Annotated in this window: 23 protein-coding genes; 11 read left to right on the forward strand and 12 right to left on the reverse strand. The window is 62.0% G+C overall.

What is annotated here, in order from left to right; all coding sequences use genetic code 11:
• Nucleotides 1–5: 5 nt before the first annotated feature.
• The 3 genes from CD351_RS02920 to CD351_RS02930 are packed head-to-tail and all read right to left on the reverse strand — an operon-like array spanning nt 6 to nt 1888.
• The gene (locus CD351_RS02920) at nt 6–557 is read right to left on the reverse strand and encodes an LptA/OstA family protein (protein ID WP_111991233.1); all 552 of its coding nucleotides are present in this window, start codon (nt 555–557) and stop codon (nt 6–8) included.
• 20 nt (nt 558–577) lie between these two features.
• Nucleotides 578–1243 carry an LPS export ABC transporter periplasmic protein LptC gene (gene lptC, locus CD351_RS02925; protein ID WP_111991234.1) on the reverse strand — a complete coding sequence of 222 codons (666 nt, stop codon included), beginning with the start codon at nt 1241–1243 and terminating at the stop codon, nt 578–580.
• A gap of 9 nt (nt 1244–1252) precedes the next feature.
• Nucleotides 1253–1888: a ribonuclease D gene (locus tag CD351_RS02930; RefSeq protein WP_111993557.1), complete on the reverse strand. Its 636-nt coding sequence runs from the start codon at nt 1886–1888 to the stop codon at nt 1253–1255.
• Nucleotides 1889–1972: 84 nt separating this feature from the next.
• On the opposite strand from CD351_RS02930, the gene ung reads away from it, so the two are divergent.
• Nucleotides 1973–2659 carry a uracil-DNA glycosylase gene (gene ung, locus CD351_RS02935; protein ID WP_111991235.1) on the forward strand — a complete coding sequence of 229 codons (687 nt, stop codon included), beginning with the start codon at nt 1973–1975 and terminating at the stop codon, nt 2657–2659.
• Entirely contained in the window at nt 2656–2991 is a 336-nt protein-coding gene (locus CD351_RS02940) for a TraR/DksA C4-type zinc finger protein (RefSeq protein ID WP_111991236.1), read from the forward strand. Before ung ends, CD351_RS02940 begins: the two co-directional genes overlap by 4 nt.
• Nucleotides 2992–3000: 9 nt before the next feature.
• Here the strand turns inward: CD351_RS02940 and CD351_RS02945 are convergent.
• From CD351_RS02945 to gltB, 5 genes are all read right to left on the reverse strand, one after another.
• A protein-coding gene (locus CD351_RS02945; RefSeq protein WP_369880616.1) for an IS5 family transposase occupies nt 3001–3767 on the reverse strand; the annotation gives its coding sequence in 2 pieces (ribosomal slippage) (nt 3001–3432 and nt 3435–3767; 765 coding nt in all).
• Between the two features lie 69 nt (nt 3768–3836).
• The gene (locus CD351_RS02950) at nt 3837–4115 is read right to left on the reverse strand and encodes a hypothetical protein (protein ID WP_111991237.1); all 279 of its coding nucleotides are present in this window, start codon (nt 4113–4115) and stop codon (nt 3837–3839) included.
• A 63-nt stretch (nt 4116–4178) separates the two neighbouring features.
• Nucleotides 4179–5516 carry a carbohydrate porin gene (locus CD351_RS02955; RefSeq protein WP_111991238.1) on the reverse strand — a complete coding sequence of 446 codons (1338 nt, stop codon included), beginning with the start codon at nt 5514–5516 and terminating at the stop codon, nt 4179–4181.
• Nucleotides 5517–5680: 164 nt separating this feature from the next.
• Nucleotides 5681–7117, reverse strand: coding sequence for a glutamate synthase subunit beta (locus CD351_RS02960; protein WP_111991239.1), 1437 nt, complete (start codon nt 7115–7117; stop codon nt 5681–5683).
• Between the two features lie 12 nt (nt 7118–7129).
• Nucleotides 7130–11770: a glutamate synthase large subunit gene (gene gltB / locus CD351_RS02965; RefSeq protein WP_111991240.1), complete on the reverse strand. Its 4641-nt coding sequence runs from the start codon at nt 11768–11770 to the stop codon at nt 7130–7132.
• 59 nt (nt 11771–11829) lie between these two features.
• Here gltB and CD351_RS15655 point away from each other — a divergent pair, with 59 nt between their 5' ends.
• Nucleotides 11830–12042, forward strand: coding sequence for a hypothetical protein (locus CD351_RS15655; RefSeq protein ID WP_162627578.1), 213 nt, complete (start codon nt 11830–11832; stop codon nt 12040–12042).
• Between the two features lie 20 nt (nt 12043–12062).
• On the opposite strand, the gene CD351_RS02970 is transcribed toward CD351_RS15655, so the two are convergent.
• Together CD351_RS02970 and CD351_RS02975 are read right to left on the reverse strand one after the other, a co-directional pair.
• On the reverse strand, nt 12063–13157 hold the full coding sequence (locus CD351_RS02970) for a hypothetical protein (RefSeq protein ID WP_162627579.1): 1095 nt from the start codon (nt 13155–13157) through the stop codon (nt 12063–12065).
• A 55-nt stretch (nt 13158–13212) separates the two neighbouring features.
• Nucleotides 13213–14502: a TIGR04063 family PEP-CTERM/XrtA system glycosyltransferase gene (locus CD351_RS02975; protein ID WP_111991242.1), complete on the reverse strand. Its 1290-nt coding sequence runs from the start codon at nt 14500–14502 to the stop codon at nt 13213–13215.
• Between the two features lie 44 nt (nt 14503–14546).
• Here CD351_RS02975 and CD351_RS02980 point away from each other — a divergent pair, with 44 nt between their 5' ends.
• From CD351_RS02980 to CD351_RS03015, 8 genes are all read left to right on the forward strand, one after another.
• The gene (locus CD351_RS02980; protein WP_111991243.1) at nt 14547–14750 is read left to right on the forward strand and encodes a hypothetical protein; all 204 of its coding nucleotides are present in this window, start codon (nt 14547–14549) and stop codon (nt 14748–14750) included.
• Nucleotides 14747–16129 carry a DUF5935 domain-containing protein gene (locus CD351_RS02985; protein ID WP_111991244.1) on the forward strand — a complete coding sequence of 461 codons (1383 nt, stop codon included), beginning with the start codon at nt 14747–14749 and terminating at the stop codon, nt 16127–16129. Before CD351_RS02980 ends, CD351_RS02985 begins: the two co-directional genes overlap by 4 nt.
• Nucleotides 16126–17223, forward strand: a complete 1098-nt coding sequence (locus tag CD351_RS02990; RefSeq protein ID WP_111991245.1) for an acyltransferase — start codon at nt 16126–16128, stop codon at nt 17221–17223. Before CD351_RS02985 ends, CD351_RS02990 begins: the two co-directional genes overlap by 4 nt.
• A 104-nt stretch (nt 17224–17327) precedes the next feature.
• Nucleotides 17328–17777 carry a MaoC family dehydratase gene (locus CD351_RS02995; RefSeq protein ID WP_007165919.1) on the forward strand — a complete coding sequence of 150 codons (450 nt, stop codon included), beginning with the start codon at nt 17328–17330 and terminating at the stop codon, nt 17775–17777.
• 104 nt (nt 17778–17881) lie between these two features.
• Nucleotides 17882–19063: an acetyl-CoA C-acyltransferase gene (locus CD351_RS03000; protein WP_111991246.1), complete on the forward strand. Its 1182-nt coding sequence runs from the start codon at nt 17882–17884 to the stop codon at nt 19061–19063.
• A gap of 137 nt (nt 19064–19200) precedes the next feature.
• On the forward strand, nt 19201–20121 hold the full coding sequence (locus CD351_RS03005; protein ID WP_162627580.1) for an alpha/beta hydrolase: 921 nt from the start codon (nt 19201–19203) through the stop codon (nt 20119–20121).
• Between the two features lie 35 nt (nt 20122–20156).
• Nucleotides 20157–21143, forward strand: a complete 987-nt coding sequence (locus CD351_RS03010) for a DUF5996 family protein (RefSeq protein WP_111991248.1) — start codon at nt 20157–20159, stop codon at nt 21141–21143.
• Nucleotides 21140–21580 (forward strand): hypothetical protein, encoded by a 441-nt coding sequence (locus CD351_RS03015; RefSeq protein ID WP_111991249.1) that lies wholly within the window; start codon nt 21140–21142, stop codon nt 21578–21580. The genes CD351_RS03010 and CD351_RS03015 overlap by 4 nt, the downstream gene beginning before the upstream one ends.
• A gap of 10 nt (nt 21581–21590) precedes the next feature.
• On the opposite strand, the gene CD351_RS03020 is transcribed toward CD351_RS03015, so the two are convergent.
• Both CD351_RS03020 and CD351_RS03025 read right to left on the reverse strand, forming a co-directional pair.
• Nucleotides 21591–22598 (reverse strand): nitronate monooxygenase family protein, encoded by a 1008-nt coding sequence (locus CD351_RS03020; protein ID WP_111991250.1) that lies wholly within the window; start codon nt 22596–22598, stop codon nt 21591–21593.
• Nucleotides 22595–24709, reverse strand: a complete 2115-nt coding sequence (locus CD351_RS03025) for a PQQ-dependent sugar dehydrogenase (RefSeq protein ID WP_111991251.1) — start codon at nt 24707–24709, stop codon at nt 22595–22597. The genes CD351_RS03020 and CD351_RS03025 overlap by 4 nt, the downstream gene beginning before the upstream one ends.
• Nucleotides 24710–24722 lie beyond the last annotated feature (13 nt).

Below are 24722 nucleotides of genomic sequence, written 5' to 3' on the forward strand. Positions count from 1 at the left end.
CAAACCTAATCCTGCGGCACCGTGAACGTGCCGGTCACGCGGCCATCGCTGTTTGTGGTGGTCTGCGATCCGCTGGCGCGTCCGTCCATGGTTGACAGCCCGGTATCAAGATTGATCACCAGGCGCCCGCCATTGAGTGTGTCGCTGCCACGGCGCAGGCTGACATTGCCGGCCATGGTGATGATCCGGCGGCTGAAATCGTACACCGCCACATCGCCGCTCGCGCGTTCGTTGCCGCGTGTGACCACGACGTCGCCATTGGCGGTGATGCGCTGGACGTCGAGCGAGCCGTCATCGGTGTAGTTTGCCAGCATCCGCTGCGACCGCACGCGAAGGCCCGCCTGATCGACTGTCACACCGCCGGTCAGAACCACCCTGTTCGCGCGATCGTCAAACGCGATATTGCCCGCGTCGAACGACACCGGCGCGCGGGTGTTGTGCGAGGCTATGCCCTGCGCCGACAAGGTCATGCCGCCAGCCGCCACAAGCCCGAGCGCGACGCCGCCCGCTGCCCAGCTGAGCGCAATCCTACCGAGGTTCCCTGTCATCGCATTCATCCTATCAAAGCATCCTCAATTCAGGGCATCCGCAGCTCGCCGGGGACCATCCTGAGCCTGGCGTTGCCATCGAGGACGATGGTGCGCGCCTCAAGATCGCCGCGCATGGTGTCAGCCGAAAAAGTGCCCGCCGGTACCGCGCCTTCGACCCCGTCATCACCGCTCATCGTGCGGGTGTCCAGATTGAACGCGACGCCGCTCGCAGTCATCGAATAACCATCGGCAGTGCGCACGCGCAGCTCTCCATCGACCGAGACGACTTCCTCATCGATATCATAGACACCGCCCGGAGCCATCAGGCGCGCAGGCCCGTCCTGAAGCAGCAATTGCGCCATCAGGTCGTCCATACGCACTTTCCCTTCGGCGCTGGAACGCTGAACCGCTTCGCCCGCCGTGATCGAGAAAGGGCGACCCTGATTGTCGCGCCCGCGATACATGGCGTTGTCGACGCTGAGCCGTTCGTCGATGACGGAGACGGCGTTGCGGTCGAGCAGAAAGCTCACTTCGCCGCGCGGTGAAAGGGGCGTGATGATCATCAGCGCGGCGAGCACCCCGACACCCAGCGGCAATGCGCGCGCCAGGAAAGCGACCAACCGGTCATGGTTGCCACCGGGCGCCGCGAAGTGTTGACGCCGCGAACGCAGCGCCTTGGCTTCACTGGTTTCGATGCGGCGCTTGATAACCATGGCGGCTGTTTACGCGTAGAACCCTTCATTGTGGCTGAATATGTCCCGCCCGTCCCATCCGGCGATGTCGAGCGAGGCTCTTGTCGGGAGAAAATCGAAACAGGCCTGCGCGATCTCCATGCGCCCCTCGCGCTCAAGGCGCACGATCAGTTCGTCACGCAGGCGGTGGAGATAGCGCACATCGCTTGCCGCGTAATCGCGCTGTGCATCGTTGAGCTCAGCTCCGCCCCAGTCGGAGCTCTGCTGTTGTTTGGAAATGCTTTCGCCAAGCAGTTCGTCGGTCAGGTTCTTGAGGCCATGACGGTCGGTGTAGGTGCGTACCAGCTTCGATGCGATCTTGGTGCAGAAAACGGGCGCTGCAACGACGCCAAGATAATACTGAAGCGCGGCGATGTCGAAACGCGCAAAGTGGTAAAGCTTCAGGCGGCTTTCATCGCCAAGAATCGCCGTGAGATTGGGTGCATCGTAATCGCTGCCCGGAGAAAATCGCACGAGGTGTTCATCGCCCGAACCATCGCTGATCTGCACAAGGCAAAGCCGGTCGCGGTGGGTGATGAGACCCATGGTCTCGGTGTCGACTGCGAGCGGGCCAGTGCCTTCAAGCACGCCTGCGGGCAGGTCTTCTTCATGGAAATGGACTGTCATCGCCACCGCCATTACGCGTAATGGGGATAGAGGGAAAGGGGACTCTCGCCTGCGCGGGGCCGGGCGGTGTAGTCATGGCGCTCTATGGCTTCCGAAGAGATACCCGACAGCTGGCGCGAGGCGCTTGAGCCGGTGCTTCAGACACCCGAAGCGCGCCGTTTGGGCGGGTGGCTGCGGGCCGAGGAAGACGCGGGCAAGGTGATCTATCCCCCGCGCGGGTCACGCCTCGCGGCGCTCGCTGCCACGCCCCTTCCGCAAGTGCGCGTGGTGATCCTCGGGCAGGATCCCTATCACGGGCCGGGACAGGCGCATGGGCTAAGTTTTTCGGTCCAAGACGGTGTTAAACAGCCGCCTTCGCTGGTCAATATTTTCAAGGAGCTGGAAAGCGATCTGGGCATCGCTCGGCCAGCGACCGGCAACCTGATGCCCTGGGCAAAGCAGGGCGTGCTGCTGCTCAACAACACGCTGACGGTCGAGGCGGGGCAGGCGGGCAGCCATGCGGGGCGCGGCTGGGATGCGATTACGGACGCCGCGGTCGAAGCCGTTGCGACAAGCGGCGAGCCGACCGTATTTGTGCTCTGGGGTAGCCATGCGCGCAAGAAAGCGGGACGGGTAAAGGGGCTTGGCGCGGGCGATCATCACCTTGTGCTGACCTCGCCTCACCCAAGCCCGCTATCGGCGCATTCGGGGTTCTTCGGCTCCAAGCCTTTCAGCCAGGCCAATGCGTTTTTGGAAGCCAACGGGCGCGGCAGCATAGACTGGGCGCTATGACCGAGGACGAAGCCCGCGCCGCATTGCTCGAACGCCGCGAACAGCTCGCGCGCGAGGATGCTGCGAACGCGGATTCGCGCGATACGGTCGAACTTCAGCAAGACAGCGTTGGGCGCCTGTCACGTATGGACGCGATGCAGCAACAGGCGATGGCACAAGCGCAGGGACGCCGCCGCGCAGCCGAACGCACGCGGATTACCGCTGCGCTTCAGCGACTGGATGAAGATGAATGGGGCTATTGCATGCGCTGCGGCGAGGAAATCGCCCAGGCGCGTTTGAGGCACGATCCGAGCGTCGCAGTGTGCGTTGGCTGTGCGGGCGGATCGAATTAGGGTCGGGACTCAATTAGCCCACCAGATGATGGCGGCGACGATGAGTATTGCAGAGAGGAAGATGTCTGCGCGCTTGTCGTAGCGGGTGTGGATGCGTCGGAAGTCTTTCAGGCGGCAGAAGAAGCGTTCGATCCCGTTGCGCTGCTTGTAGGCGAGAGCGTCGTATGTGTGCGGGTGTTTGCGGGTCGGGTTGGGCGGGATGACTGGTTCGCAGCCGTGCTCGGCAAGCCAGTCGCGCAGGGACCGCGCGTCATAGGCGCGATCGGCCAGCAGGCGGCGGGGCGCACCGGTGATGGCCAGCAGATCGCGCGCGCCTGTCAGATCATGCGTGTTGCCGGGGGTCAGGACCAGAGCGAGGGGCCGTCCCCGCTCATCGGTCAGGGCGTGAACCTTGGTGGTACGACCGCCGCGCGAGCGCCCGATACAGTGATGGAAGGCCCCCCTTTTGCGCCCGCTGCCGAGCGATGCGCCTTGATGTGCATCGAGTCCACCGAGGCGGTGACCCCGCCGATCACCCCGCTCGATCCGGTCAGAGCATAGAAGATGTCTTGCCACACGCCCTGTCGGCTCCACCGGTTGAAGCGGTTGTAGACCGTCGTGTAGGGACCATACTCAGAAGGGCAATCGCGCCACCGGGCACCCGTCTTGAGCATGTGCATGATCCCCGAGATCACGCGCCGATCATCAACCCGCCGTGCACCGCGCCGACCACGGGGCAGCAAAGGCTCAATCGCCGCCCACGACTGATCGTCCAACCAGTAAAGATGCTTGCTCATCCAAGGCTCCTTCCAACAGCCTTGAATCACCAATCACTCAACAGCACCAGTCCTTATTGAGTACGGACCCTAGTCCAGCCGCACAGTATTGCCCTTGAAGATACCAGAACAAACCGCGCCTTCGACCGCCTGACCCGAGGGGCTGGTGGCTTCGAATGCAGTGGCGAACACATCTCCGTTCCCGCATGCGAGGTAGGCGTAGCCCGAGATTTGAACGTCGGAGTAGCCCTGCGTTTCCAGCACTTCTCGCGCGCGATCGGGCTGGGTACAGGCAACGGGGGCGACAAATGGGAATGCAGCCAGAGCCGCCACGATCAGGCCAAACTGGACCAGTCTTCTACGGGTCATGCGAAACTCCTTCTGGTGCGTCGCCGCAGCATTAAGCGCTGATCGCTCGCGCTGAGGCCGACGCTAGAACCCCGCAGTCAGCCTCGCACCAACAATCACGCCGGTGTCGCGGAACGCCACCGCGCTGTCGATCACCTGCACATTGGCTGTGAGGCCAAGCCCTTCGGCGAACTGGTAGGTGTAGAACGCCTCGACCCCGTTCTCGTCCTCGATCGGCAGGCGGAAGGCGATGTCGTCGACCAGCTCGTCGGTGAGCGAATAGTGGAAATAGGCAAGGCCGAAACGGTCCTGCGGGCGATAGCCGGGATTGCCCGAGATGCCGAAATAGCCCGAATAATCGAGGAAGGTCGGATCGCCATTCGAGGCCTGAAAGCGGGCGAGGATGCCCCAGCCCTTGCCGCGCGCCTGCGGGTGCATCTTGAGGAACTGGTAGAACGACAGCTGCATCGCCACTTCGCCGCTTTCGTTGCCGAAAGTCCCGATAGGCTGAGGCGGCGGGGTAAGCGCGCGCGGGAGGATGTCCTGCGCAAATGTATCACGCGTCGAACCGACAATGGCGAGGTTCACGACGCCGGGCAGGCGATTGATCGTGGTGCGGCGTGCCGCTGCCGCCATGAAGGCAACGCCGCTTTCGAAAGCGGTTTCGAACCCGGTGCGCTGGTACTGGCTGTCCGGGTCAAACACCCATGCGCGGTAGATCATCTTGCCCTTGGGCACGGTCAGCATCGCGCCGGTCAAGGTATTGGGCACAACTGCGGTCGGCGGGAGCGCAATGCCGAGGTTTTGAAATCCGTAATGTCCGTCACTCGCCACGATCGGCAAAGCGCCCGAGATATCGAGCAAGTTTATCTTGCCAATCTCGAAGGTTGCACCCGATGCCCACTGATATTCGAGGCTGGCCGAAAGGTCGAAGTCGCCCTTCCCCTCTGGCCGGAACAGAGCGGTGTTGTTCGGGATCAGCCCGATCTCGCCATTGGAGGTCTTGCCCCAAGTGTATTCGGGGCGGAGCTTCAGCTTGAGGTTGGACGGGCCGCCGTAATAGCTGCCGCGAACCTCAAGATAGCCATCGACCCTGCCCGCATACCGCGCAAGGCTGCGCGCATCGCCAGCGACGGGCACATCGACGAATTGCGATGAGACAATGCGCAAGTCGACAGGCTTGGGAGCGGGCTGCGATGGCGGAGCGGCGGCGGGCGCAGCCGGACCGGTCTGCGGTGCGAGCGCGACCGTATCGTCCATGGGAAGCTGGTCGATGGAGGCATCGCCGCTCGCTGCAAGCTCGAACGTTTCGGGGGCGAGTTCGACCTCGCTCGTATTGGCGAGGACAGGCGATGCCATCGCAAGAGCGATCGCACTTGATGCGAATCCTAGCGCGCCAGCGCAGCGGCTGCGTGTGTTCATGACGACCCTTGCCCTCTCCAACAGGCGGCATTTTCGCGCGCCTTCGATCCCTATTCTGGTCGAGAGGAAAACCACCGCAGAAACAGCCGGTCAAGTCGGGTTTGCGCGGGGCTGCCGATTAATCTTCGCTTGTGGCTTTCGTGTTTGCTGAAGAAGTTCCTGAATTAGCGGGGTAATTCACTCACGCCCATCAGCGCCTCGTCAACGGCGCGTGCCGCCTGACGCCCTTCGCGGATTGCCCACACGACGAGGCTTTGACCCCGGCGCATGTCTCCGCAGGCGAAGACATTCTCGACATTGGTGCGGTAGTTTTCGGTATCCGCGCTCACATTGCCGCGATCCGTCAGATCGACGCCCGCCTGTTCGAGCAGGCCAGCTTTCTTCGGTCCGACAAAGCCCATTGCGAGCAGGATCAGATCGGCTTTCAGGGTGAATTCACTGCCGACGATCTCGCGCATCTGGCCATCGACCCACTCAACCCTCGCGCATTCGAGGCCTGTCACCGCCACGCCGTCGCCAACGACACGCTTGGTCAAAACCGCCCAGTCGCGCTCGACGCCTTCCTCGTGGCTGGAAGACGTGCGCAGTTTGAGCGGCCAGTCGGGCCAGGTCAGCGCCTTGTCTTCCTTCTCAGGGGGTTTGGGCATGATCTCAAGCTGAGTAACGGATGCCGCGCCTTGTCGGTTGGACGTGCCGACGCAATCAGAGCCGGTGTCGCCGCCGCCGATCACGACGACATGCTTGCCGGTCGCCTTGAGCGTCCCGCGAGGGGCTGCGCGCTGTTCGTCGTCGCCTGCATTGCGCTTGTTCTGCTGCGTCAGAAACTCCATCGCGAGCCGCACGCCGGGCATCTCTGCGCCCGGAATGGCGAGCTGGCGCGCATCTTCCGAACCGCCTGCGAGCACCACCGCATCGAAGTTTTCCTGCAGGCTCTTGAAAGAGATATCGACACCGACTTCCTTCGATGTTTTGAAAGTCACCCCTTCCGCTTCCATCTGCACGCAGCGGCGGTTGATGAGGTGCTTTTCCATCTTGAAATCGGGGATGCCGTAACGAAGCAGCCCGCCGATCCGGTCGCTCTTTTCGAAGAGGGTCACCGAATGCCCGGCGCGCGCCAATTGCTGCGCGCAGGCCATGCCGGCAGGGCCGGAGCCTACGACCGCGACCGATTTGCCGGTTTTCCTCTCGGGCAGTTGCGGAGTGACCCAGCCTTCTTGCCATCCGCGATCGACAATCGCGCATTCGATGCTTTTGATCGTGACAGGCTGGTCGACGATGTTGAGCGTGCAGCTCGCCTCGCACGGCGCAGGGCAGATCCGGCCAGTGAACTCGGGAAAATTGTTGGTCGAATGCAGCAGGTCGAGCGCGTTTCGCCAGTCCTGCTCGTAAACGAGGTGATTCCAGTCCGGGATCATGTTGTTCACCGGACAGCCGTTATGACAATAAGGAATGCCGCAATCCATGCAGCGCGAAGCCTGGCTTGCAAGCACGTCATCGCTCGGCTGGACGACGAATTCGCGGTAATTGTTCAGCCGTTCCTCAGGCGCGAGATAGTCGCGTTCGCGCCGATCCAGTTCGAGAAACCCGGTGTCCTTGCCCATCTTTTCCTGACCTTATTCCGCTGCCACGCTGGCGGCTTCTTCGCGCTCAGCTTCCATCGCTTCGAGCGCGCGCTTATAGTCGCGCGGCATGACCTTCACGAATGAACCCAGCGCCTTGTCCCAGTCGACCAGAAGCTCGCTCGCAACCGTGCTTCCGGTGTGAAGCTGGTGGCGTTCGACGAGGATACGCAGGCGCTCTGCATCGTGGCGCAGCATGTCGCCCATGCCGAAATCGTGGACCGAGCTGCCGCGCTGCTGCGGGCGTCCGGTTCCGTCTTCGGCATCACGCTCTGCCGGGACCGGCAGCAGGTCGACCTGTGCATGATTGACCATCTGGCTGAACGCGCCTTCGGGATCGTAGACATAGGCGACCCCGCCGCTCATCCCGGCTGCAAAGTTACGGCCCGTCTTGCCGAGCACCACGACCACGCCGCCGGTCATGTATTCGCAGGCGTGATCGCCCGCGCCCTCGACCACGGCAATCGCGCCCGAATTGCGTACGGCGAAGCGTTCGCCAGCGACGCCGTTGAAATAGGCCTCGCCCGCGATGGCTCCATACAGAACCGTATTGCCGACGATGATGTTGGCGCTGCTTTCGCGTGGGACCCCATCCGGTTGACGCACGATGATACGCCCGCCGCTAAGCCCCTTGCCGACGTAGTCGTTCGCATCGCCGACAAGGTCGAGCGTCACGCCGTGAGCCAGCCACGCGCCGAAGCTTTGGCCGGCAACACCGTTGAGGTTCACGCGGATCGTGTCTGCGGGCAGGCCTTCGTGACCATGCGCCTTGGCGATCGTGCCCGACAGCATCGCACCCACCGTGCGGTGGACGTTGGTGATGGCGTAGTCGAGCTGCACCGGGGTTTTGGCTTTGATCGCATCGGTCGCATCGGCAATCAGCGCATTATCCATCGCTGCGCCAAGACCGTGATCCTGCACCTCGGTGTTGCGCAGCGGCGCGCCTTCCCTGAGGTCGGGCTTGTGGAGCAGGCGTGACAGGTCGATCCCGCGCGCTTTCCAGTGGCGGTGCATGCGGGTCATGTCGAGCCGGTCGACCCGGCCGACCATTTCCTCAACCGTGCGGAAGCCCAGTTCCGCCATGATTGCGCGCAGTTCCTCGGCAACGAAGAACATGTAGTTCACGACATGCTCGGGCTGGCCGGTGAAGCGCGCGCGCAGCACCGGGTCCTGCGTCGCGACACCGACCGGGCAGGTGTTGAGGTGGCACTTCCTCATCATGATGCAGCCTGCCGCGATCAGCGGAGCGGTGGCAAAGCCGAACTCGTCCGCGCCCAACAGTGCGCCGATCGCAACGTCACGCCCGGTACGAAGGCCCCCATCCACCTGAACCGCGATACGGCTGCGAAGGTCGTTGAGGAGCAGCGTCTGTTGCGTCTCGGCAAGGCCGATTTCCCAAGGGGATCCGGCATGGGTGAGGCTGGTGAGCGGCGATGCGCCCGTGCCGCCGTCATAGCCGGAGATCGTGACGTGATCCGCGCGCGCCTTCGACACGCCCGCGGCCACCGTGCCGACGCCGACTTCGGAGACGAGCTTCACCGAAATGCGGGCATCGGTGTTGACGTTCTTGAGGTCGTGGATCAGCTGCGCGAGGTCTTCGATCGAATAGATGTCGTGATGCGGCGGCGGGGAAATGAGGCCCACGCCCGGCGTCGAGTGACGCACCGCGCCGATGCGCTTGTCGACCTTGTGCCCGGGCAGCTGACCGCCTTCGCCGGGTTTGGCCCCTTGCGCCATCTTGATCTGGATGTCGTCGGAATTGGCAAGGTATTCGGTGGTGACGCCAAAGCGCCCCGATGCCACCTGCTTGATCCGGCTGCGCATGGAATCGCCGTTTTCGAGCGGGGTGAAGCGGAACGGTTCCTCGCCGCCTTCGCCGGTATTCGATCGTCCGCCGATGCGGTTCATCGCAATCGCGAGCGTCGAATGCGCTTCGTGGCTGATCGAGCCGAAGCTCATCGCGCCGGTGCTGAAGCGCTTGACGATCTCGGAAGCCGGTTCGACCTCATCGATGTCGAGCGGCTCTTCCGCCAGCTTGAACTCCATCAACCCGCGGATCGTAAGCAGGCGTTCGCTCTGCTCGTTCACGGACTTGGCGAATTCCTGATAATGTTCGGACACATTGCCGCGCACCGCGTGCTGCAATTGCGCGACGTTCTGCGGGGTCCAGGCGTGCTCTTCGCCGCGCAGGCGATACTGGTAGATGCCGCCCACATCCAGCATCCCCTTGTAAAGCGGGTTGTTGCCATAGGCCTGCGCATGACGGCGGATCGCTTCCTCGGCGACCTCTTCAAGCCCGACGCCTTCGATCGTGGTTGCGGTGCCGGTGAAGTATTTGTCTACGAAAGCGCTCGCCAGGCCGACGGCGTCGAAGATCTGCGCGCCGCAATAGGACTGGTAGGTCGAGATGCCCATCTTCGACATGACCTTGCGAATGCCCTTTCCGATCGCCTTGATGTAATTCTGCTGCACTGCATCGGTTGTCGCGCCCGGATGCTTGCGGCGGCGAATGTCCTCCAGCGTTTCGAAAGCGACGTAGGGGTTGATCGCTTCCGCGCCGTATCCTGCAAGCACACAGAAATGATGCACTTCGCGCGCTTCGCCGGTCTCGACCACGAGCCCGGTCTGCATCCGCAAACCCTGCCGAACGAGGTGATGGTGCACCGCGGCGGTGGCGAGCAGCGCTGGCATCGGAACGCGGCCTTCGTCCTGCGCGCGGTCGGACAGCACCAGGATGTTGTGATCCTGCAGCACCGCCTCGGTCGCGGCCCAGCACATTTCTCTCAGTGCCAGTTCGATCCCCTCGACGCCTGCTTCGGCGTCCCAGGTAATGTCGATTGTCTCGCAGCGGAAAGCGCCATCCATCACGGCTTCGACCGAGCGGATTTTGGCAAGGTCATCATTCGTAAGGATCGGTTGATCGACCTCAAGCCGCTTGTGCGTGCCTGCATCGTGACCGAGCAGGTTCGGGCGCGGACCGATCATGGAAAGCAGGCTCATCACCAGCTCTTCGCGGATCGGGTCGATCGGCGGGTTGGTGACCTGCGCGAAGTTCTGCTTGAAGTAATCGTAGAGCAACCGCGCCTTGTTCGACAGAACCGCAATTGGTGTGTCGGTCCCCATCGAACCGACCGGATCGTCGCCCTTCACCGCCATCGGTTCGAGGAACCGCGCAATGTCCTCCTGCGTGTAGCCGAACGCTTGCTGGCGCTGGAGCAGAGTTGTCGTCTCTTCCGGCAGCTCGGAAAGCTCAGGCTCGATCTCGCTCACATCGCCAAGGCGCACCTGCGCCTGGTCGAGCCATTCGGTGTAGGGTTCTGCCCCTGCAAGTTCAGCCTTGAGTTCATCATCCTCGATGATGCGACCCTGTTCGAGGTCGATCAGCAGCATCTTGCCCGGCTGGAGCCGCCATTTGCGAACGATGTCCTCCTCGGCAAAGGGCAGCACCCCGCTTTCCGAAGCGAGGCAGACGATGTCGTCCTTGGTCACGCAGAAACGCGCCGGGCGAAGGCCGTTGCGATCAAGGGTCGCGCCGATCTGGCGGCCATCGGTGAAGCAGACCGCTGCAGGGCCGTCCCATGGCTCCATTAGGGCTGCGTGATATTCGTAGAACGCGCGCAGCTCAGGCGCCATCAGCTCATGCTTGTTCCACGCTTCGGGGATCAGCATCATCATCGCGTGAGCAAGCGAATATCCGCCCGCGATCAGCAATTCGAGCGCGTTGTCGAGACAGGCCGTATCCGATTGGCCATGCGGGATGAGCGGCCACATCTTGTCGAGGTCGGGGCCGAGCAGGTCGCTTTCCATCGTCCGCCTGCGCGCATTCATCCAGTTCACATTGCCGCGAACCGTGTTGATCTCACCATTGTGAGCGATGAAGCGGAACGGGTGGGCAAGCCGCCAGCTCGGGAAGGTGTTGGTGCTGAACCGTTGGTGCACGAGGCCGAAAGCGCTGACGCATTCGGGGTCGCGCAGATCGTCGTAGAAGCTCTGCACCTGCGTTGCGAGCAACAGGCCCTTATAAACAATCGTGCGGGTCGAGACCGACGGCATATACGTCTCGGTAAGGCCGGGAAGGTCATGCTTTTCAGCCAGTTTCGCGAGCGGATTGAGCGTCTGCTTGCGGATCGCGAGGAGCTTGCGCTCGAACGCGTCCTGATCGGGCGTGCCCTCGCCCTTGGCGATGATCGCCTGCTGGATGACAGGCATCGACGCGATCACTGCATCTCCCAGGCCCTCAAGCGTTGTCGGCACATCGCGCCAGCCGATCAGTCGCTGGCCTTCCTTGGCGAGCAGCTTTTCAAAACGATCCGCGACAAAGCCGCGCGCGACCTCGTCCTGCGGCATGAAGCTCATCGCGACGGCATAGTCGCCCGGTTCGGGAAGCTCGTGCCCATGCTCGTGGGCCCAGCGCTGGATCAGCGCGTGCGGGATCTGCATCAGGAGGCCAGCGCCATCGCCCAAAAGCGGGTCCGCCCCGACAGCGCCGCGATGGTCGAGCTTTGCGAGAATTTCGAGCGATTGTTCAACGATGGAGTGGCTGCGTTCGCCCTTGATATGAGCGACCATGCCCACACCGCAGGCGTCGTGTTCGTTTCGCGGGTCGTAGAGACCCTGAGGAGCGGGATGACCCACCATGGCAAGCTTTCCGTTCTGTCAGATGTCGACACCGCTGCGATCCCGATGGGGTTCGCATGTTCGATTTCGACCAGAAATACGCGCGCACACGGTTTTTGGCCGCAGCCGCGCATCGTTGGCCAACTCTAATGCAGGCGGATATGCCGTTTTGCAACCGCGAAAAGCGAAGGAATATTACAAGGACGCAAAGCCTGGCTTTAATGACGTTGCGTCAATGTGGCTCTTGCGAGTCGTTTTCAGCGATTTCTGCTGATTTCCAGCGGCTTTGATCGCAGCGCCGGGGCCGGTTCTATGCTGCGCCGCGAAGCGTCTGCAACTTGGCGAGCGCATCGCGCAGGTCGCGTTCAGTCTGGCCCAGCCTGTCGCCAGGTCTTGTCGCAGTTGCTGCCGAAGCCGGAGTGTCGAAACCGTCCTGCGTGAAGAGTGTCAGCGCCTTGAGCGCTTCTGCTAGCGCGGCATCGCGGCCCGGCGTGTGTCCCGAATGGCGCCCGCGCTCGCTTTCCTGATGCTGATGCAAAGCCCCTGCAAACCGTTCGACCATCTCGACGAGGCTCAATTCCTCGGTCGGACGTTCGCGAAGTTTTTCCAAGGCCGAAGCGGGCACTGACTTGGGTTTGAGCTGGGGCTTCGGAGCCTGTGGCTGATCGCCAACCTCTTCTACCCACACCGCATTTCGTCCGGGGAGCTCGGCAAATTCGGCAAGGTCGAGTTCGCGCGGCCTGCTGGCCAGTGCTGCATTATCCGGTGCTGCATTATCCGGCAGTGCGGCAGGCGGCGTCTGGGCCGTGTCATCCGAAGGTGACGCCTCGCACGAAGCGCCCTCGCAGCATTCGATCAAGGCCTGTTTGTATTGCCCGTGAGTAAAGAGCGCACTCGCTTTGGGAGCGTCCTCTTCGCTGGCCTCCATCTCGTAACCGCGCCGCGATAGTTCGCCCAGCGGCTCGCTCGATGCCAGTTCACTGCCATCTTCTGTTTCGTCTTCAAGTGGAGCATCAAGGCTCACGCTGCCAAGATCGGTTACAGGGTCGATGACCGGCAGCCTGCTGGCGTGATAGGCTGAGTAAACGCCGCGAGCTGAGGCGGTTCTGCGGAACTTGCGATGGAGAGCCGAGGATATGCCATAGCCAAGCACACCGCCGATCGACGCTGCAGCGGCAGCAAGAACAATGCGCGCGACGAGGCCCGCTACCAATCCGCCTGACAAGGCCCCAAGCTTGTCGATCATGGGTTGAGGCAGCACCACCATGATGAGGCCAAGCAGAGCCGCTGCCCAGATCGTTACGATCGGCACGAAAGCTCGGTGAGCCGCGATGCCCGTAAAGGGCCGCTTGGAAGGTGAAGCCTTGCGCCGTTTTTTCGGCTCGCTCTCGGTGATCTGGCTCAATCGCATGGCGCCCTTTTCGTGCCTCTTCTCGATTGGGCGCATCACCTGTCTCGCGCTACGCCCGTAATCCCTGGTCTGGCGAAAGCGGACCCGAACCGAAATCGCCGTGGGTTCGAGCTAACAAGTGATGGTAAACGTCAAGATAACGCCGCGCATTTATGTGCCAGTCATGCCGGGAGCGGACATGCTCCAGAGCGTTGGCGCGCAGGACGTCCCATTCGCCGCGTGACTCAAGCAATTCGCCAAGGGCCTGTGCGCAGGCGCCTGGGTCATCGGGCGCGAACAGGATGCCCGTTTCGCCGTGGGTTATAAGCTCACGGTGGCCACCGACATTCGACGCCGCGACAAGGCGACGCTGTGCCATCGCCTCAAGCGGTTTGAGCGGCGTCACAAGGTCGGTAAGGCGTGAGGCTTTGCGCGGATAAGCCAGCACGTCGATGAGTGAATAGTAACGCTCGACCTCGCTATGAGGGACGCGGCCTGCGAAGATGATGGCCTCTGGATCGGGCAGTCTTTCAGCCGCCGCCCGCCATTCGCCGTCCATCTCGCCTGCGCCCACCAGAAGCAGCCTTGCATCGGGATGCGAGCGCCGCAGGATCGGCATGGCAGCGATCAGATCATCGATGCCCTCATAATCGTAGAAGCTGCCGATATAACCGATCACCGGCGCACCTTCTGCGATGCCAAGCTCGCTCGCCAGCGTATCGTCGCGGGGGATCGGCTCACCGAAAAGGGTGAGGTCGACACCGTTGGGCATCACACCGATCTTGCCGCCCGGAATCCCGCGAGCCACAAGATCGTCGCGCAGGCCGTTGCAAATCGTGAAGACTGCATCGGCGCGCGCTGCGACCTGCGTTTCGAGACTGCGCGTCAGGCGGTACTTCGCAGAGCCCTGTGTCCCCGTGCGATTGCCGACAGCTGCATCTTCCCAAAAGGCGCGGATTTCATAGACCAGCGAAATACCGAGATTGCGCGCGGCTCTCAGCGCAGCCCCTCCATTGAGCGCCGGGGAATGAGCGTGAATGATGTCAGGTCGCCAATCTTGCGCCAGTTCGCGAATAGCGTCGCTCGTCGCAGCCATTTCTCGAAACTCGCGCACCAGCATGGGGCCTGATGAAACGCCAGCCGTCCGGTGGAAGGTCAGGCCGTCGAATTGTTCGCGCGCGCTCTCCCATTCGGCTTCGATGTTGTGGCGCTGCGATGTCAGGCCGCGCACTTCGAGCCCCAACGCCTCTTGCGCTTTGAGGATTGCGCGGGTGCGAAAGGTGTAGCCGGAATGCAGTGGCAAGGAGTGATCAAGGACGTGAAGAACGCGCATCATGGCAGCGTCAAATAGCGCAGCCATGCTTAACGGGCCGTCAACCGCGCTGCTGTAAGGCGATCCTCGCCATGATTGACTATTTCGCACTCGCGCTGGGCCACGGCCTGTTGGCGCTCGCCTTATTTCGGCTGGTGCTGCGCGAGGAAACCGATGTCGATCCTCGGCTCAAAGAACTGGACGAAAAGGCGCAGGCCGCTCGCGAGGCGGGAAGTGCAGCGAGCCGCAACGCGCGGCGGCGCGAGCGCATGACTGACGGGGGCGAGACGCGATGATCGACCTCTTTCTGATCGCCTTCATCGGTTATGTGCTGGTGCTGGGGATCAAGCGCCCATTTCTCTGGGTGCTCCTTTATATTTACATCGATATTCTGGCCCCGCAGCGCATCGGCTATTCACTGATCACTTCGCTCTCGGTGTCGCTCATTGCCTTTGCGGCGGCGTTTGGCGGCTGGCTTGCACTCGACAGCAAGAAGGGCTCCCGGTTCACCGGCAGGCAGGGGCTTATCCTGCTCTTTCTTCTCTATTGCTGGTGGACGACCGGCTTTGCCGACTTCCCCGAAAACGCCGCGACCAAGTGGGACTGGGTGTGGAAAGCAATGCTGTTCGCGATCTTCCTGCCGCTGACGCTTACCACCCGCCTCAGGATCGAAGGGGCGCTTCTCACCATGCTCTTGTCGATGGCGGTGATAATCATCGGAGGCGGGATCAAGGTTGTTTTCGGCGGCGGCGGATACGAAACCCGCATGCTGATCGTGAACGACAATTCCGGGATATACGAGACAAGCGTGCTCGCCTGCATGGCGATTGCGATCATTCCTGCGATCCATTGGTTCACGCGGCATGGTTCGATCTTCCCGCCAGACTGGCGCGTCAGGTTGTTCGGATATGGCTTTATCTTCGCCTGCATCCTGATCCCGGTCGGGACAGAGGCGCGCACGGGCCTTGTCTGCTTTGCAGTGCTGTTGCTGCTCACGTTCCGCCATGTGAAGAACAAGGTGCTGTTCGCAGGGCTTGGCGCGATTGCGATGGTTGCAGCGATCCCGTTCCTGCCGGCCAGCTTTACCGAACGCATGAGCACGATAACGGAATTTCAGCAGGATCAGAGCGCCTCCACCCGCGTTGCGGTCTGGAACTGGACGCTCGATTATGCCGCTGAAAATCCGTGGGGCGGCGGGTTCGACGCCTATCGCGGCAATTCCTTCGAATATCGGATGCGGGTGGAGGAAACGGTCAATGGCACCACATCGGTCACCTACCAGAACGTGGTCGATGAAGCGCGCGCCTACCACTCCGCCATTTTCGAGGTGCTGGGCGAACAGGGCTATCCCGGCCTTATCCTGTGGAGCCTTATCCAGATCACCGGGCTTATCTCCATGGCTCAGATCCGCAAGCGCTGGAAAGGGCGCGAGGGGCCGGATGAACAATGGCAGGCTCCGCTGGCCTCAGCCTTGGCGCAGGCGCAGATCATCTATCTCGTCGGCGCGCTGTTCACAGGCATTGCCTACACGCCGCCGATGCTTCTCATTCTGGCTTTCCAGATCGGTCTGTCGAGCTATCTCAAGCAATGCGAAGAACCTGCCCGAGCCGTGCCAGCGCGGCCGGTCTCGCGGCGCTCCACCCCGCCACTTGGCAAGCCGAACGAGGCCGTATGAGCGTCGCTGGCTCACCGGTCGCCGATGCCCGCCCGCAGCTCGATCAGCTGACGGGGCTGCGCGGTCTCGCCGCATGGTTCGTTGTGCTGTACCACATCCGCTTTAGCCTGACCGCGATCCTGCCGGGCGAAGTCATCGCGATATTCGCCAAGGGCTATCTCGCGGTCGATCTCTTTTTCATGTTGTCGGGCTTCGTCATGTGGCTGAGCTATGGCGAGAAATTCCGCTCGCAAGGTTGGGCGCAATCCCGCCCGTTCCTGTGGAAGCGGTTCGCGCGGGTGTGGCCGCTCCACGCGCTGATCCTTGCGGGGTTCGTGATGCTGGCTCTCGTACTGGCAGCGACAGGACGCACCAGCGACACTTATCCAATCGCGGAATTGCCGCTTCACATTCTGTTGATCCAGAACTGGGGGTTTACGAGTGAGCTTGCATGGAACCCGCCCGCCTGGTCGATCAGCGCAGAGTTTGCAGCATATCTCGCTTTCCCCGCACTTATCATCGCGATCCGTTGGGAGCGGCTCGGGCTTGCCTCGCTGGTCGCGGTGATCGGCGCGCTGGCACTTTGCCTGCATGCTTGGTTTGCGGGGCTCGGATATTCGATCCTCGACGACGACATCCCGCGCACCGGCCTTGTGCGCTGCCTTGCGGAATTCACCATCGGCATTGCGCTCGCGCAGCTGTGGCGACTGATGCGTGAGAGCGGGCGAGGCGGGGCGATACCATTCGTGGTAAGCGCATCCACTGGCATTACCGGCATTGCGCTTGGTCTTCCTGAAACACTCTGGGTTCTTGCCTGCTTTGCAAGCCTGTTGCTGGCGCTTGCTCTCGATGGCGGTCCAGCAACCCGCGTGCTTTCGTCAACGCCGCTCGTGAAACTTGGCGACTGGAGCTATGCGACGTACCTTTCGCACTATCTCCTGTTCGTGGTCTTCAAGCTGGCCTTTGTCGGGAGCGATCTCCAGATCGGCTGGCTCGGCCTTGCCGCCTATGGCGCCGTTGTACTCGCCGTCTCCGCAGCGCTCTTTGCCGGATTCGAAAAACCGGCGCAGAAATGGCTTAATCAGCGCACTCCCCTGCTTCTCAAGTCCGCCTGACGTTAGGGCACGCTACGTCCGAGTGCCGGGGGCTTGCCCTTGCGGCGTTTGTCGCCCAAACCGCGCGCGGATTTAGGGACTCAACACTCAAAAGGGAGAGCCAAATGACCCCGCAGGATCTCGCAGCCAAAGTTGGCGAAACCATCGGCACCAGTGACTGGGTGGAGATGAGCCAGGAACGCATCAACCAGTTTGCCGATGCGACCGGCGACCACCAGTTCATTCATATCGACGAGGAAAAGGCCAAGATGACCCCGTTCGGCGGGACCATCGCGCACGGTTTCCTTACGCTTTCGATGATGCCTTACCTTGGCGCCAACAGCGACACGCCCAAGCTCGACGGCGTGAAGATGGGCGTGAATTATGGCGGCAACAAATGCCGGTTCCTCTCGCCCGTGCGCGCTGGCAAGCGCATCCGTGGCCACTGGAAGCTCACCGAAATGGTCGAGAAGCGCCCCGGCCAGTGGCAGCAGACCTGCGAAGTCACGATGGAGATCGAGGGCGAGGAAACGCCTGCTTTGATCTGCGAATGGATCACGCTCTACTTCGTCTGAAGCCCGCTTTCAGCGCGTGAAGAAAATCTGACGCGCTTTTGACCCGTTCCGTCTCCATCTTTTGAAGACGGGGACGGCCCCACACGTTTGAAAGGAAACCTCTCATGTCACGCGATGCAGTCATCGTCTCCACCGCCCGCACGCCGATTGGCCGTGCTTACAAGGGCGGCTTCAACGCCACGCCCGGCGCAACGCTCGGCTCCTATTCGTTCAAGCCCGCCGTCGAGCGTGCCGGCATCGACGCTGGCGAGATCGACGATGTGGTTTGGGGCGCCGTCCTCACGCAAGGCACGCAGGCCGGTAACATCGGTCGTCAGGTCGCGCTGCGCGGCGGAGCTCCTGTCACTGTCGCTGCACAGACCATCGACCGTCAGTGTTCTTCGGGCCTGATGGCGATTGCAACCGCTGCCAAGCAGATCATCGTCGACAACATGGACGTTGTCGTCGGCGGCGGTCAGGATTCGATCTCGATGGTCCAGACGCCAGAAATGCGCGTTGCTCCCGATCGCTCGCTGATTGAGATGCACAAGGACGTCTACATGCCGATGCTCGGCACGGCTGAGACGGTTGCGGCGCGTTACAACATCAGCCGCGAGGCACAGGACGAATACGCCTACCAGTCGCAGATGCGCACCGCCGCTGCACAGGAAGCGGGCAAGTTCGACGACGAAATCGTGCCCGTCACCACCACCATGATGGTCAAGGACAAGGAAACCGGCGAAGTTTCGCAGGTGGAAACCACGATCACCAAGGATGAAGGCAACCGCCCCTCGACCACGCTCGAAGGTTTGCAGAGCCTCAACCCGGTCATGGGCCCGGACAAGGTCATCACCGCAGGCAACGCCTCACAGCTTTCCGACGGTTCGTCGGCGAGCGTGTTGATGGAAGCCCAGCTTGCCGAGCAGAAAGGCCTCCAGCCGCTTGGCCGCTATGTCGGCATGGCTGTTGCGGGCACCGAGCCTGACGAGATGGGCATTGGCCCGGTCTTCGCCATTCCGAAGCTGCTCAAGCAGACCGGTCTCAAGATGGACGATATCGGCCTGTGGGAACTGAACGAAGCCTTCGCCGTGCAGGTGCTCTACTGCCGCGACAAGCTCGGCATCGATAACGACATCCTCAACGTCAATGGCGGCTCGATCTCGATCGGCCACCCATACGGCATGACCGGCGCACGCTGCACCGGCCACGCGCTGATCGAAGGCAAGCGTCGCGGTGCCAAGTACGTCGTCGTTACCATGTGCGTTGGCGGCGGCATGGGCGCAGCGGGCCTGTTCGAGGTCTTCTGAGCAATCGACAAACAACCGTGCGGTTCGATGAAACCGCTCGATAAGATGGCCCCGTTCGCTAAGCTCTTGGCGAACGGGGCAATTTTTTTGAGGTTACGATGATCCGGATTCTTGCGATTGCACTTGCGGCGTTTTTCATGAGCGCCTCTTCCCACGCTTACGCCAATCCTCAGCTTGCGCTCGTTCCCGGCGCACGGGCGAATATGGAAGTGCTTGAGACGCGGCGCGTGCAGTCCGAGGCCTTTGACTATGAGCATGCCGTCACTATCGCATTGCCTGCGACCTACCGGGTCCAGCCGGAGCGGCGCTATCCGGTGTTGTGGGTGCTCGATGATCCGCTGATGACCCGCTCTGCCATCGCTACAGTCGATCTGCTGGTCAGCGGTAACATGATCCCCGAAATCATCGTCATCGGCGTCGGCAGTCCATCCGAAGAAGGTCTGCGCGGCGTCGGGCGCAGGATCGTCGAATTCTCGCCTCCGGGCGAGGGCTTCGCGGCACCGGGCCTCAATCGCGAGGCGGTGCAATCGGTCGCGCCGTTTCCGCCCTATCCGCACCGCGCGCACGATTTTCTCGCTTTTCTCGTCGACGAATTGCGCCCGCAATTGGGCGCCGAGCTGCGCTTTGCCGATGACCACATCCTCCACGGCCACTCGCTCGGTGGGTTGTTCGCAGGCTACACACTGTTCGAACGGCCCGGCGCCTTCGACCGAATGATCATTGGATCGCCCGCGATGGCCAATGTCGACGATGCGGTCTTCAAGCGTGAAAGCGAATTTGCACAGGCCAACGACGCTCTCCCGGTTGAACTTTTTGTCGGCGCAGGCGGAGACGAGGGCAATGAGTGGTTCCTCAATGCAGGCGGCATCCTGTCGGGCACGGCGCGTTTCATCGAATTGCTGAACCTGCGCGGTTATGAGGGACTTGAGATCAAGAGCAGGTTCTATTCAAGCGAGAACCACTACACCGTCGCGCCGCGGATCATGAGCGATGCATTGCGCCATTTCTATCGCGAGGAAGCTGCGCAGATCGGGTCGAGCTGGCCGCAGAAACCGTAGGGACGCGCAGCCGCTGTGTGATAGGAGTGCCAGTCATGCCGCCTTCGGAACAAGATCGCGCCTCCACTGGCCGCTGGCCCTTCCTCGATTACGCTGCCGACAAGGCGGTGATCGAGACGTGCCACGCTTATCTGCAGATTGTCGGCAAGCTTCCCACCCGCGGGCGGGTCTGGACCAACCACGGGTGGCAGCTTGCCCTTCGCGTTACGCCGCGCGGTTTTCGCACCTATACGGTGGGCCTTGGCGATCATGATGCGGAAATGCACTTCGATTGCCTGGCGAATGAAATCGTTCTCGAAACTTCTGCCGGGTTCAGGGCCTCGGTTGCGCTTCATGGGCAGTCTGTCGCCGAGCTCTTTCAGAGCCTGACCGCGCTGCTGGAGCGCGCAGGCATTTCGACAGATATTGGCGGCGCACCCAACGAAGTCGAACCCGCGATACCGTTCAAATCGGACGACCGCCAGCGTCATTGGGATGAAAGCGCGGTGCGCCGCTTCCACGCGGCCTTTCGCAGCGCCGACCGCGTTTTCACCCTCTTCCGCAGCCACTTTGTCGGCAAATCGAGCCCAAGCCACCTTTTCTGGGGCAGTTTCGACCTTGCCGTCACCCGCTTTTCCGGAAAAGAGGCACCGCTTCATCCCGGCGGAGTTCCCAACCTGCCCGACCGCATAACGCGCGAAGCGTACAGTCACGAGGTGGCAAGCGCAGGCTTCTGGCTCGGTGGCTCAGGGATCGAGGAGGCGGCCTTCTACGCTTACGGCTACCCCGCGCCCGACGGCCTCTCGGACACGATACTATCGACACCGGGAGCCTACTGGCATGCTGAGCTTGGCGAGTTCATCCTGCCTTACGCGAAGGTCGCGCAGGCATCCGATCCGGACGCAGCGCTCCTATCCTTCCTTCTTGAAACCTATGAGGCCATTGCGACGCGGGCAGGTTGGGACCGCGCTGCACTGGAGATACCGGGCGGACAGTTCGGACAACCTTACGATATGGCATCACTACGGGAGGGGCGCGTATGAATGGTTTCAGATTGCGCGAACGGTTCGTTTCGTCACACTGGTTCTGGTTCTTCGCAATCCTGACCGTGATGAGCGCTCTTGATTACTGGGATCACATCGCACGTCCGGGATCCTCCTTTGCGCAGGCACCGTGGGCATGGCTCGGGTTCACCGCGGCCTCGCACGTGACCTTGCTTGGCCTCGCCTACGGAGCGGCGAGGCTTCTCGCGAAGCTGCCCATTCCAGGCTTTGCTGCAGACACTATCGGCGTCGGGCTGGCGATTGCCGCACACCTGTTGGTGACGGGGCCAATGTGGGACAGTCTGTTTTGGGGTGGCAACCTTATCTTCGACAACGTGACGGCGCCGACTGTGGTCGCCTCCCTTGTCTACATCGCTTACCGTCTTGCCTTCCTGCTGGCCCAGCGGCTGGCGACGCCGCCCAAGAGCCGCGCCTGATAGCGAGGCGTTATGAAAGCAAGCGCCTTGCTTGCTCGTCGATACCCGCGATCACGTCTGCCGCACTCGCATTCTCGCGTATCAGGCCGGTGCTTTCGCCGACGGTCACGTGAGCGCGCGAATAGTCGCCCGCCGCGACGCCTTCCTTGTAATTGGCGACGCCAGCGGCAGGGTCAGCAGCAAGCTCTTCGATGCGCCCCTCCCATTCGCGATGGATCGCGTTTCTCAATGCGCGGAAGTCGAAATGGGCAGGCCAGTTCTTTTCGCGCAGGATGTCGAACACTTTCGAGCGGGCAGAACCATCACCGGATGCGCTGACCGCTTCGGCAATCGCGGCTTGCGGGGCGAGCGATTCCCGTGTCGCCCAAAGGCGCGAACCCACCAGGGCGCCATCGGCCCCGAGCATCAACGCTGCCGCCAGCCCGCGCCCGTCCGCCACTCCGCCTGACGCAAGCAGTTGGACATCCGGCGCATGCCCTGCCAGCCAGTCTGCGATTTCGGGAACCAGCGTAAAAGTGCCGCGCCCGTCGAGCGCGTTCATGCCATGCCCGCCTGCCTCCCCGCCTTGCGCGACGATCACGCTGGCGCCTGCATCGACCGCTTCGGGTAATTGGGCAATCGTCTGAATCTGGCAGATCAGCGGGACGGCCGCATCGGTGATCCGCTTCGCTATCGCAGTCGGGTCGCCGAAAGAGAGCATGATGGCGGCAGGCTTTGCCGGCCGGTCGAGCACCCAGTCGAGCGCCGATGCGTCCTCATCCAGCCTCCACGTGATGAATCCGCAACCAAGCTTTGCCAGCGCTGCGGGCTCACCACCAAGCGCGTCTTCGGCGGCGGTGTATTCGCGGCTCGTCCATTCCAGATCGCCATAGGCACCGCCAATAAGCGCGAGCGTGCCCGCCCTGGCGCAGGCAGCCGCAAGCTCACCCCCCGTGGCAAATGCCATCGGCGCAAGCGCAATCGGAGTGGCAAGACCGAAGCTTTTCGCAAAACGGCTCTGACGCAACCGATCGCTCATTGTGCATCCTCACTGGCTCGCATGGCCATGATATAGTCGGTCAGCGCGTCGATCTCATCCTCGATCAGTACGCCTTCCCATGGCGGCATGGCATAGCTCATCGCGACCGCTTCGCCGCCGCCCGAAATGGCAAGGCGCACGTGATCGCGGCTGCGGGTTGCGAATTCGTCTGAATGGAAACTGATCGGCGCTGCGCCAGCATTTTCCAGTAGCGCTGCCGCGTCCGGGCCGTCTCCATACCCGTTCTCGCCGTGGCAACGCGCGCAATTGGTGACGTAGCTCTGGCGAATTTCAAGTTCGGTCAATGGCACAGCCTCGGCCGCTGCGGCCAGCCCTCCGCCGCCAATGCTGGCCTGGGCCCCTGCATCCTTGCGGACCAGTTCGACGATGGCGCCATTGGGCGAAGAGGACGATCCCATCACCGTGATGAGGATGCGATCATCCGGCGTCTGGATCATCGAGGTGAAGCCGCGCTGCGCATACTTGTCAGCCTGGCCAAGCACCTCGACCTCTTCGATTATCTCGTCGACGGCAGGCATTGCCCAGAACTTGCCGGAGTAATTGTCGCCGAACAGGTATTTGCCATCGAGCTCGGGCCAGCGCGACCCGCGATAGACGATCCCGCCGATGACCGAACGATCATAAGCGGTGTGGCGATAGGTGTAGGCGGGTCCCTTTTGCTCGCCATGGATCGACGGGGGCGGAGGGAAGGTCGTTTCCTCGCGGCCTTCGACGAAGGGAAACTGGTAGTTCATGCCCTTCTCGATGACGTTGACTTCCTCCCAGACGGTCGAGCCGACCTCACCTGCCCAGATCGAACCATTGGCCGGATCGAAGGCAAAACGGAAAGGATTGCGAAGGCCGATGGCGTAGAATTCGCCAAGCGCGTCCTCTCGTCCTGCGAACGGATTGTCGAGCGGGATCGAATAGCCGCGCGATGCCCCGTTTTCCGGCTGACGCAGGATTGGGCCTGAAATGTCGCCGCCCTGATTGAGCACGTCGATCCGCAAGATCCCTCCGGCAAGCGTCGTGTCGATCGTCTGGTGGCTGTCGGCCATGTCGAGCTCGCCAATGGCGATGTAGAGCATGTCGTCCGGCCCGACCTCGACATGCCCGCCATTGTGATACTGCGTGGGGGGACGGCCAATTTCGATGAGGTTCAGCTGGCTTGCGCGCACAGCCTCTGGATCGCCAGCCCCGAGATCGAAGCGTGCAAGATAGTTAGTCTGCGCATCGGTTTCGAAACTGGTGAAATAGGCATAGATGAAATTGCGCCCTTCCTCGCCGAAGCGCGGGTCGAAATCGAAACCCATCGCTCCGTTTTCGAGGTTCACCTCGCCCACCTGATCGGCAAAGTCGACCAGCAACTCCTTGGTGCCATCGTCGGGATAGCCAATGCGGTAAAGGCGGCCAGCGCGCTCTAGAACGACCATCTGGTTCGGTTCTCCCGGAACCATGCGGATCATGATCGGCTGGAGCAGCTGGGTTTCAGTATTGACCGGCACCGTGATCCAGTCGCCATCGACCGAGACGTTCTGCTGCACGCGGAACTCAGCGACCGCATCGCGAAACTCCTGGCTCACCACGTAAGCAACTGCGGCGGCAAGCGGCGCGATGGTGACGAGGATCGCCAGCCATGCGAGCGGGTTCTTGAGCGAGGCGAAGAGCGCTGCGACCACTTCGCCGAGGCGCCCGACGATGCTTTTGTCCCGGTTTCCTCCGAAGATCGCATAGCCCAGCACGAACATCGCCACGCCCACAACAAATGCGCCGACGAGCAAGCGATGGGGGAAGACGCTGGCGCTCATCAGAAACAAGGTGAGCGACCCGGCACCCCAGGCCGTGCCCCAGGCATAGACCTGTGCGGCGGTGCGCCGGGCTGTTGCGAACACGCCCTGTTTTGCGAAGATCGCGACCAGCGCAAAAACGACAAGGCTCGCCACCATCAGGTAGGTCACGGTGTTCGCAAGGTCGTCTGCGGACAGTTCGACTTCGGGAAGCGGGAGCGCGAGCCGTATGAGGGCATGCGTGACATCTACCAGCGCATAGCCAGCACCGAGCGCCAGCCCTGCGATAACCACGCTGATCGCCACTCCCAGAAATCTTTGCATAAAAACCCTTTTT

Source organism: Erythrobacter sp. KY5, assembly GCF_003264115.1.
In the GTDB taxonomy this organism is placed as follows: domain Bacteria; phylum Pseudomonadota; class Alphaproteobacteria; order Sphingomonadales; family Sphingomonadaceae; genus Erythrobacter.